The sequence below is a fragment of the Salinivibrio sp. MA427 genome (genome assembly GCF_001996115.1).
GTDB classification, from domain to species: domain Bacteria; phylum Pseudomonadota; class Gammaproteobacteria; order Enterobacterales; family Vibrionaceae; genus Salinivibrio; species Salinivibrio costicola.
In genome coordinates this window covers 1-2,953 of the sequence record NZ_MUFH01000295.1, presented here as the reverse complement: position 1 = coordinate 2,953, position 2,953 = coordinate 1, and the positions used below count along the sequence as shown (strand labels likewise).

5 protein-coding genes are annotated in these 2,953 nt (G+C 47.7%); 2 read left to right on the top strand and 3 right to left on the bottom strand.

Annotation, left to right across the window (positions count from 1 at the left end; translation table 11 throughout):
- Positions 1–170, bottom strand: a 170-nt coding sequence (locus BZG79_RS13500; protein WP_199877882.1) for a GIY-YIG nuclease family protein, incomplete at its 3' end; no start/stop codon positions are given.
- A 6-nt stretch (positions 171–176) separates the two neighbouring features.
- A complete protein-coding gene (locus tag BZG79_RS13495; RefSeq protein WP_077774660.1) occupies positions 177–821 on the bottom strand; it encodes a DUF480 domain-containing protein in 645 nt (214 codons plus the stop codon).
- Positions 822–1,055: 234 nt separating this feature from the next.
- On the opposite strand from BZG79_RS13495, the gene BZG79_RS13490 reads away from it, so the two are divergent.
- The gene (locus BZG79_RS13490; RefSeq protein WP_077661612.1) at positions 1,056–1,511 is read left to right on the top strand and encodes a polymer-forming cytoskeletal protein; all 456 of its coding nucleotides are present in this window, start codon (positions 1,056–1,058) and stop codon (positions 1,509–1,511) included.
- Positions 1,512–1,524: 13 nt separating this feature from the next.
- Positions 1,525–1,956 (top strand): DUF3069 domain-containing protein, encoded by a 432-nt coding sequence (locus BZG79_RS13485; RefSeq protein WP_077774659.1) that lies wholly within the window; start codon positions 1,525–1,527, stop codon positions 1,954–1,956.
- 110 nt (positions 1,957–2,066) lie between these two features.
- Here the strand turns inward: BZG79_RS13485 and BZG79_RS13480 are convergent.
- The coding region (locus BZG79_RS13480) for a 3-deoxy-7-phosphoheptulonate synthase (protein ID WP_077774658.1) at positions 2,067–2,953 on the bottom strand (887 nt) is incomplete at its 5' end.

Here is a 2,953-nt window from a genome sequence, read left to right as displayed (position 1 = left end):
TCCATGGGCTCTGACTGCCACGCCAATAATAGTGGACCTTTACCTCGCAATGCTCGGGCGCCTTTTCCGGCTGAATGCTGTGCGAAACGACGAGAAACGTTAGTGGTAACACCGCAATACAAGTGGCCTTGACGCGTTCGAATCAAATACACAAACCAAGGCGTGTCCATGCTCAATTACTGCCCCAACAGTGTACCTAACAGTTGACGTAGCTCTGATACCTCTTGCTCGAGTACCGTGACACGTTGAGAAAGGGAGACGTTATCAGACGCGCCAACCGCTTCTGATTCATCCTCTGAATGCATCAACGAATCAATCGACGCATCGGTAAACAAATGCCTGTACCGTGATTCTCGCTTACCCGCTTCACGGGGTAATTTTTGCACCCACTGTTGCTCAACCATGCTTGTCAGTGTTGCTTCGACGACCGCCATGCCATCAAAGGCGCACAAACGTTGCGTTCGAGTTCTTAGTTCTCCGGGTGTTTGCGCGCCACGCAGTAACAGTACACAAATAATGGCTTTTTGCTGTTCACTAAACGTCAAGTCACCAAATGTCGTGTTACAAAACCGATGCTGGTATTTTGTCACACGACTTCCGCTCCCCTCTTGCGGGCTGACAAGCCTTGCTTCTTCCAACTGATGGATAACATCCAGCACGTCTGAGTCCGACATATCGTAAACAGGATCGCGATTGCTTTTCTGATTCACTGCGGTGGTCAGCGCATTTAAAGTCAGCGGATAGTGATCTGGCGTCGTGACTTCTTTTTCAAGCAAGCAGCCAATAACACGCTGTTGGTATGGGGAAAGCTGTATTGACATAGTAGAGATGGACATAGTTGATGTCTCTATTCGGCTAAATGATTGGCTTTATATCAATTGACGGTGATGCAAGCAATCGCTGTTCACTGCCTTAGGGAACACACGAGCCACTCAGCAACCCCGAATACTGGTAGCGGGATCACATCTTTATCACGCGCTTATCCGCCGATCATCCTCCATCAAAGCGTGGCTAATGGTATACTTTGACGAAATGAAGTATGTGGAGAGCACGACATGGGCCTGTTTAGTTCAAAATCTCATCCAAATCATGGGTTATCTATCATTGCCAAAAACTGCAAAGTGGTGGGTGATATCGATCTTGAAGGTGACATTCAAATTGATGGGTTTGGAGAGGGAAATATTACTCAAGCCAATGCTGTTGTTATTTCTGCTTCTGGCCATTTTCGCGGTACCATTCACGCTAAACATATCACTATCAATGGGTTAATCGAAGGTCAGTGTGATGCCGATGCCATCGATATCCTTTCACAAGGAAAAATGAAAGGCGTACTTAACACCGAACAATTAACCATTGAAAAAGGCGGCCTACTCGCCGGCGAAAACCGAGCTACCTTGTTAACGGATACCGTTGTCCCACTGCCTGAACAGAATCGTGCTGAGACCAAACAGGATCCGGACGCGCACCACACCGATCATAAAACACGCTCTTCCTCATCTAAAAAATCATAAGGAGAATCGGTGTATGTCTGATCCCGATGCAAACCCAACACAAGTCAGTTTTGAAAGCTTCTCCCCAGAGCTGCAGTGCGTGATTCGCTATGAGCAAGCGCCTGAGGCCATGTACGCAATGATCGCATCTGTCCATGATGCTTCTAGTTCAAGTGTCAAAGAAGCGTGGGAAATACTGCCTGCCAGCGCACAAAATATTCTCGATAACTATGACCAATTTCATGCGCTTGTTGCGATTAGCCAAAGTTATGCAGGTATCGATGCGCTGAGCGAACTCGAGAAAGTCGACTTAAGTGATATGTCTGACGAAGCGAAAGAAAACTACAAAGCCCAAGTGCTCGACGATGTACTTAGCTCTTGTGTCAAAGATTTAGCTAAACAGCTTAAACAAGCACGCTTAAAGCCGGGCTTGAAACGCGAATTCCAAGCGATTTTTCAAAAATAAAGAGATAGAGACGGCTAGCGCTAGCCGCTAACCTTGGTCGTTAAGAGTAAGCCCCCAAACGCTGGGGGCTTTTTTTATCGACGAACATTTTTCCTCGGCGAACAAACCAATTAGGCAGACTCACTAAGACGAGCCGCTTTTTCTCGACGCGCTCGAACAGCTGCTGCCAACTGGTGTAGTGCCTTCTCGGTATCATCCCAACCAATGCAGCCGTCTGTGATGCTTTGACCATAGGTAAGCGACTGACCATCCGTTAAATCTTGTCGACCTTCGACCAGGTGGCTTTCAATCATCACACCGAAAATCGCCTGATTTCCAGCGGCGATTTGGCCCGCGATATCTTCACAGACGTCTTTTTGTTTTTGATACTGTTTGCTGCTGTTTGCATGACTTAAATCTATCATTACTTTTTGACGCAGTCCCGCGCCCGTCAACGCGCTGCAAATCTGATCCACGTCTCCGGCACTGTAATTTGGCACTTTGCCCCCGCGTAAAATCAAATGGCAGTCCTCATTACCGGCCGTCGCGACAATGGCTGAATGGCCATACTTGGTCACAGACAGGAATTGATGAGGGGCACTGGCAGAGCGAATCGCATCCGTGGCAATTTTTATATTGCCATCCGTTCCATTTTTAAACCCCACCGGACAAGACAGGCCTGACGCTAGCTCACGATGCACCTGAGATTCTGTCGTTCGCGCCCCGATTGCTCCCCAGCTAATCAAATCCGCCATATATTGTGGGGTAATCATATCGAGAAACTCACCCGCTGCAGGTAAGCCAGTATCGGCGATATCGAGGAGCAGTTTGCGCCCTAAGCGTAAGCCATCATTAATTTTAAAACTATTGTCCAAATAAGGGTCATTAATCAGACCTTTCCATCCAACGGTAGTGCGTGGTTTTTCAAAATAAACCCGCATGACAACTTCGAGATCCTCACTTAAGGTTTCACGTAATTGCTTAAGTTGACGTGCGTAGTCTCGCGCGGCATCTGGAT